Annotated in this window: 6 protein-coding genes; all 6 read right to left on the reverse strand. The window is 69.2% G+C overall.

The features are described 5' to 3' along the window. Positions 1–133 precede the first annotated feature (133 nt). Positions 134–1,237, reverse strand: a complete 1,104-nt coding sequence (locus GEV07_30475; GenBank protein MQA06837.1) for an undecaprenyl/decaprenyl-phosphate alpha-N-acetylglucosaminyl 1-phosphate transferase — start codon at positions 1,235–1,237, stop codon at positions 134–136. A 36-nt stretch (positions 1,238–1,273) separates the two neighbouring features. Continuing rightward, positions 1,274–2,548 (reverse strand): aminotransferase class I/II-fold pyridoxal phosphate-dependent enzyme, encoded by a 1,275-nt coding sequence (locus tag GEV07_30480; GenBank protein ID MQA06838.1) that lies wholly within the window; start codon positions 2,546–2,548, stop codon positions 1,274–1,276. Between the two features lie 93 nt (positions 2,549–2,641). Continuing rightward, entirely contained in the window at positions 2,642–3,637 is a 996-nt protein-coding gene (locus GEV07_30485) for a VWA domain-containing protein (protein MQA06839.1), read from the reverse strand. Then, entirely contained in the window at positions 3,637–4,578 is a 942-nt protein-coding gene (locus GEV07_30490) for a DUF58 domain-containing protein (GenBank protein ID MQA06840.1), read from the reverse strand. The genes GEV07_30485 and GEV07_30490 overlap by 1 nt, the downstream gene beginning before the upstream one ends. 3 nt (positions 4,579–4,581) lie before the next feature. Continuing rightward, entirely contained in the window at positions 4,582–5,670 is a 1,089-nt protein-coding gene (locus tag GEV07_30495) for an AAA domain-containing protein (GenBank protein ID MQA06841.1), read from the reverse strand. A 142-nt stretch (positions 5,671–5,812) separates the two neighbouring features. After that, on the reverse strand, positions 5,813–5,929 hold a 117-nt coding region (locus GEV07_30500), incomplete at its 5' end, for an IS982 family transposase (GenBank protein MQA06842.1).

Genomic DNA, 5,929 nt, shown 5'->3' on the forward strand with positions numbered 1-5,929 from the left:
CACGTGATCGTCGACCACCACATACAGTGCTGTCAGGAGGGTGTTCAGTTCTTTGGTCACACATCGATCTTGAACACCCTCCGCCCCACGTCTCCGCAGCCGCGCCGACCACACCCTTCAAGGAATCACTCATCTAGGGCTTGCGGCGAACCAGCAGGCGGGGGATGTTGACCAGCACCAGGGCGAGGACACCGATGCCCGCGGTGATCGTCAGCAGCAGCATCGGCACGCCGTGGAAGGCGGTCGCGACCACCGTGCCGCCGATCAGCGCGGCCCACGAGTACATGATCAACACGGCGCGGCGCTGCGAATGCCCGATCCGCAGCAGCCGGTGGTGCATGTGCAGCTTGTCCGGCGCCCACGGCGCCCGCCCTGCCCACGTCCTGCGCACGATGGCGAGCAGCACGTCCACGAACGGCACGGCGAGCACGGCCACCGGCAGCAGCAGCGGCAGTACGGCCGGCAGCGGGTTCTGCGCACCGTCGCCGAGCGCGTTGACGTCCACCTGGCCGGTGAGCGTGATGGTGCCCGCGGACAGCAGCAGGCCGATCAGCATCGACCCGGAGTCACCCATGAACAGCTTCGCCGGGTGGAAGTTGTGCGGCAGGAAGCCGACGCACATGCCGACGAGGATCGCCGTGACGAGGGTCGGCGTGGTGGCCCGTTCCAGGCCGTTGACGTACGAGAGCAGCCACGAGTACGAGAAGAACGCCGCCGCCGCGATTCCCGCGATGCCGGCGGCGAGGCCGTCCAGGCCGTCCACGAAGTTGATCGCGTTCATCACCGCGACGACGAGCAGCACGGTGATGATCACGCCGTGGTCGTTGCCGAGGCCGAGCGTCATGCCGGGCAGTGGCAGCCAGAACATCTGGATACCGCTGAGCACCATCACGCCGGCGGCGACCACCTGGCCGGCGAGCTTGGTCAGCGGGTCGAGCGTGAACCGGTCGTCGAGCGCACCGACAAGGCAGACGATGGCGCCGCCGGCGAGCACACCGATCCAGGTGGTGTCCTTGAACACCTGGGCGAGCTGCGGCAGCTGCGCCGCCACGAACAGCCCCACGCCCAGCCCGATGAGCATCGCGATGCCACCGAGCCGGGGCGTGGGGATGGCGTGCACGTCGCGGTCGCGTACCTCGGTGATTGCCTTGACCCGGACGGCGAACCGGCGGATCAGCGGCGTGGAGAAGTACGTGGCAGCAGCAACCAGCAGAATGGTCAGCGCGTATTCGCGCACTCAGCCCTCCCGCCTCACCGGTCCGCCGGTCTCGCCTCAGCTCCTCGGGTAGGCGGGGAACCTGCCGACGAGGGCACCGACGGCCTCGGCGATATCCGCCGCCGCTGTGGTGTCCTCGCTACGGACGGCCCGGCCGATCAGGGACGCGACTTCCTTCATCTCCGGCACCGTCATGCCCTGCGTGGTGACCGAAGGCGAGCCGACCCTGATCCCGGACGCCGTCATCGGCGGCTGCGGGTCGAAAGGCACGGCGTTCTTGTTCAGCGTGATCTTGGCCGCGTCGCACCGGGCCTCCGCGTCCTTGCCGGTGACCCCGACGTCCCTGAGGTCGATCAGCGCCAGGTGGGTGTCGGTGCCGCCGGAGACCGGCCGCATGCCCTCCTCCTGCAGGCCGCTGGCGAGCGCCTGCGCGTTGGCCACGACCTGCCTGGCGTAGTCCTGGAAGCCGGGCTGCATGGCTTCCTGGAGCGCGACGGCCTTGGCCGCTACCGCGTGCATCAGCGGGCCGCCCTGCGCGAACGGGAACACGGCCTTGTCGATCGCCTTGGCGAGCTCCTCCTTGCACAGGATCATGCCGCCGCGCGGCCCTCGCAGCACCTTGTGCGTGGTGAAGCTCACGATGTCCGCGTACGGCACCGGCGACGGGATCGCCTTCCCCGCGACCAGACCGATGAAGTGCGCCGCGTCCACCATCAGCGTGGCGCCCACCTCGTCGGCGATCGACCGGAACGCGGCGAAGTCGATCAGCCGCGGGTACGCGGTCGCGCCGCAGACGATCATCTTCGGCTGGTGCTTCACGGCGAGGTCGCGCACCTCGTCGTAGTCGATCAGCTCGTTGTCCTGGCGCACGCCGTACGAGACGACGTCGAACCACTTGCCGGAGAAGTTCACCTTGCTGCCGTGCGTCAGGTGACCGCCGTGCTTGAGGTCCATGGCCAGCACCGTGTCACCGGGCGAGACGACCGCCGCGTAGGCGGCGAAGTTCGCCTGCGCACCCGAGTGCGGCTGCAGGTTCGCGTGCTCGGCGCCGAAGAGCTGCTTGGCGCGCGCGATCGCGATCTCCTCGGCCTTGTCGACTTCCTCACAACCGCCGTAGTACCTGCGGCCTGGGTAACCCTCGGCGTACTTGTTGGTGAGGGTGGAACCGAGCGCCGCGATCACGGCGGGCGAGCTGAAGTTCTCGCTCGCGATGAGTTGCAGACCACCGCGCAACCGGTCGAGCTCGCCGAGCAGCACGTCGGCGATCTGCGGGTCGGTGGTCTGAAGCTGGGCGAAGTCGGGGCCCCAGAAAGGAACCTCACTCGCTGTCATCAATATCTCCTGGGAGTCTCGCTGTGCGGGCACGAACAGCCTATTGCCCCGCCGCTGGACGCGACAGCGCGGCTGCCGGTCGAGCGCGCCAGACTATGGAAACTTGCTGGTGAGGGCGAGTCCGAGCGCCGCGGTGACGACCAGGCTGAGGAGTCCGGCCAGCGCCCACTGGTACGTCGTCTCGCGGTAGCTCTTCACGTACCCGATGGACGAGCCGAGGTCCTCGTAGACCCGGTTCAGCTGCTGCCCGTCGGTCGCCTCGTAGAACTTCCCGCCGGTCGTCTCGGCGATCTCACGCAGCGCCTCGGGGTCGGGCGGGACGGTCTGCGGGAACGGGTTCGGCGCGATCGTGACGGTGCCGTCGTCGGTGCCGAACGCGATGGTCGACACCGGCACCTTCTGCTCCTTGGCCGCGGCCGCGGCCTCCTGGTTCGACCTGCCGACGGTGGACTCGCCGTCGGACATCAGGATGACAGCGGCGGGCACCTTCTTGTCGGTGCCGCGCGGCTTCGGCGCGAGCTTGACGGCGTCCAGCGACGCGAAGACGCCCTCACCGATCGCCGTGTACTTGTCGACCTTCAGGTCGTCGATGCCGGTCTGCATCGCCGCGCGCTCGGTCGTCGGCGGCACCTTGACGTTGCCGCTGCGGGAGAACGCCACGAGCCCGACGTTGATCTTCGGCGGCACCTCGTCGAGGAACGACTTCGCTGCCTTCTTCGCCGCGGCCAGCCGGTTCGGCTTCACGTCACCGGACAGCATCGACGGCGAGATGTCCATCGCGAGCACCACGGTGGCGCGCTCGCGCGGCACCTGCACCGCGTACGCCGGGCGCGCCGCGGCGACGATCACGACGAGCAGGGTGAGCACGAACGCGAGCGCGGGCAGGTGCTTGCGCCAGCTCGGCCGCCGCGGTGCCACCTTGTCGAGCAGCTTCACGTTGGTGAACCGCACGGCGAACCGGTTCCGCCGGCGCTGCAGCAGGATGTAGAGCACCACGAGCGCGACGACGCCGAGGATGCCGAGCCACAGCACGGCCGGCCACTTAAACTTCCAGTCCGCGGCCAGTACCTGCATCACCGCCAGGTGCATCAGTGGGCTCTCCTCGCTCGGCGCGCGATCCGCTCCCGCCGCTGGGCGACGAACCGCACCAGGTCGTGCAACCAGTCGTGGTCGGTGCGGAGCACCAGGTGGTCCGCGGCGGCACCGCGGATCTTCTCCTGGATCTCCGTGCGTTCCGCGGCGGCCGCGGCAGCGTACCGCTGCCGCACCCCGCGCTTGCCGGTGTCGAACTCACGCGCCGCACCGGTCTCCGGGTCCATCAGCGTGATGACACCGACGTTCGGGATGTCCAGCTCCCGCGGGTCGACGACCTCCACCACGAGGACGTCGTGCCGGGTGGTGAGCCGGCGCAGCTCGTTCGCCCAGTCGCCGTCGTCGAGGAAGTCGGAGATCACCACCACCAGGCCGCGCCGCTTCGCCATCATTCCGGTACGGCGGATGACGGCGGCCAGGTCGCCCTGGCCCGGCTGCGCGTCGAGCTGCGCCATCAGCGCGTGCAGCATCGCCGTCACATGGATGCGGCCCGACCTGGCGGGCACGGTGTGGAAGCCGTGCGGCTTGCCGAGCACCGCGCCGATCCTGTTACCCACGCGCTGGGTCAGGAACGCGACCGAGCCGGCGGCCGCCACCGCGAGATCGTCCTTCTCGCACGCCGCCGTGCCGAAGTCGAGGCTCGCGCTCACGTCCACGCACAGCCAGGTCTCCAGCTCGCGATCCGCGATCGTCTCCCGGATGAACGGCTCCTGCATCCTGGCGGTGACGTTCCAGTCGATGTGGCGTACGTCGTCGCCGAGCTGGTACGCCCTGGTCTCGCCGTACTCACTGCCGTGCCCGGGCACCAGCCCGTGGTACTCGCCCTGCAGCAGGCCGTCGAGCTTCCTGGTCACGGTGAGCTCGAGTCGCCTGAGCACCTCCTCGCTGCCACCAGCGAAGATGCTCGGCTGTTCGTCCGTCTGCGGCATGCTGCGCATCACCTACGCATACGGCGGTGGGACGGGCCGCGGTTCACCGTGCTGCGGCGGCGGTCCCGCCGACTGCGCGCCGTTCGGCCGCGCCTGCTGCGGTACGCCCCCGACCGGGGTCTGACCGCTGAGCCTGGGCAGGCCAATGCCCTGCAGCACCTTCGCGACGACCTCGTCCGCGCCGAGGTTCTGCGCCAGCGCCTCGTACGAGAGCACCATGCGGTGCCTGAGCACGTCCGCGCCGACGTCGTAGACGTCCTGCGGCACGAGGAAGTCGCGGCCCCGCAGCAGCGCGAGGGCCCGGCCGGCGGAGATCAGGCCGAGGCTCGCCCGCGGGCTCGCGCCGCAGGTGATCAGCGGCTTCAGCTCCTCCAGGCCGTACCTGTCCGGGTCGCGGGTGGCGAGCACCAGGGTCACCGCGTAGTCGAGGACCGGCCGGTCCACCCGCACCTGCTTGACCGCCTGCTGCAGCGTCACCAGCTGCTCCAGGTCGAGCACCTGGGTGCTGCGCGGCGGGTTCACGCCCATCCGCTCCACGATCTCGACCTCTTCGAGCGGGTGCGGGTACGGGACGAGGATCTTCATCAGGAACCGGTCGGACTGCGCCTCCGGCAGCGGGTAGACGCCCTCCTGCTCGATCGGGTTCTGGGTGGCGAGCACGAGGAACGGCTCCGGCACCGGGTAGGTCGTGCCGCCGATGGAGACCTGGTGCTCCGCCATCACCTCGAGCAGCGCCGACTGCACCTTCGCCGGCGCGCGGTTGATCTCGTCGGCGAGCAGGAAGTTGACGAACACCGGGCCGAGCTCGACGTCGAAACTCTCCGTCGACTGCCGGTAGATCCTGGTACCCATGATGTCGGCCGGCAGCAGGTCGGGGGTGAACTGGATGCGCGCGAACTTGCCGCCCACGGTGGTGGAGAGCGTCTCGGCGGCGAGCGTCTTCGCCAGGCCGGGGAGACCTTCGAGCAAGGCATGTCCCTGCGCGAGCAGGCAGACCAGGAGCCGTTCGATCACGCGGTCCTGGCCGACGATCACTCGCTTGACCTCGCGGAGCACCGCGTCCAGGAGCGTCGCCTCACCGGAACGCTGTGCGTCGGACATGTATCTCCCCTCGTCGATCCTCGCTTCGAGGCTAACCGCAGCGTAACCGCGCTCGCTGCCTGCGTGTGGTCCTCGACCGCGGCTGCCAGGGAATTCCCAGGAAGCCGTCACTTCCGTACGCCCTAGATGGTTGATTCCTTGGTCAGTGGTCGTAGGCGGTTAGTGATCGTTTGCTGGTGACGCCGGTGGTCCAGTTGGTCCAGATGCCGGAGGTGAGGGCGAGGAGTCGCTGGGCGATGCGGGTGAAGACTCCGGTGGG

Source organism: Streptosporangiales bacterium (assembly GCA_009379825.1).
Taxonomy (GTDB): domain Bacteria; phylum Actinomycetota; class Actinomycetes; order Streptosporangiales; family WHST01; genus WHST01.

Coding starts and splice junctions, on each gene's coding strand:
- GEV07_30480 (MQA06838.1), bottom strand. CDS start 2,548: ATGACAGCGAGTGAGGTTCCTTTCTGGGGCCCCGACTTCGCCCAGCTT.
- GEV07_30485 (MQA06839.1), bottom strand. CDS start 3,637: ATGCACCTGGCGGTGATGCAGGTACTGGCCGCGGACTGGAAGTTTAAG.
- GEV07_30490 (MQA06840.1), bottom strand. CDS start 4,578: ATGCGCAGCATGCCGCAGACGGACGAACAGCCGAGCATCTTCGCTGGT.
- GEV07_30495 (MQA06841.1), bottom strand. CDS start 5,670: ATGTCCGACGCACAGCGTTCCGGTGAGGCGACGCTCCTGGACGCGGTG.